The following is a 453-nucleotide window of genomic DNA, read 5'->3' as shown; positions in this document are numbered from 1 at the left end:
CGCCGGTGGTGGCGTTGTAGCTGTAGCCTGTCGCCGGAGTGCCGTCAGCAAACTGCAGCGCCCCATTCACCAGCTTCAGTTCCACATCGGTGGTCGCGGTGCCATTGACGATAGTCAGGTTCACGTGGCCGCCTTCAGCAAAGTCGGCATGGTTGATGGTGACTTGGAGCTGTACGCCATCACCGTTGATTTCGGCTTGCGTGAGTGAGCCATCACCTGGATTGCCGTCATCGACGATCAATACGGTCGGGGCATTCGGGGCGGTTTCATCCGCCACGGTTGCAGTGTCAGAGCCTGGGCCTGAGGTGTTGTTGGCTGCATCGGTTTGGGTCGCGGTGACCGTGATGCTGCCACCTTCACCCGGGGCGGTTTCCGTCCAGCTGATAACGCCGGTGGTGGCGTTGTAGCTGTAGCCTGTCGCCGGAGTGCCGTCAGCAAACTGCAGCGCCCCAT

At 61.1% G+C, this 453-nt stretch carries 1 protein-coding gene; it reads right to left on the bottom strand.

Annotated elements, in window-relative coordinates:
• Positions 1-453 (bottom strand): hypothetical protein (locus tag AEA42_RS00700; protein ID WP_197278410.1); only part of this gene is annotated, 453 nt, incomplete at both ends.

It is taken from the genome of Shewanella sp. Sh95 (assembly GCF_001308045.1).
GTDB lineage: Bacteria > Pseudomonadota > Gammaproteobacteria > Enterobacterales > Shewanellaceae > Shewanella > Shewanella xiamenensis.
The sequence above is the reverse complement of the archived record's forward strand: the minus strand, read 5'-3'. Positions and strand labels throughout refer to the sequence as shown.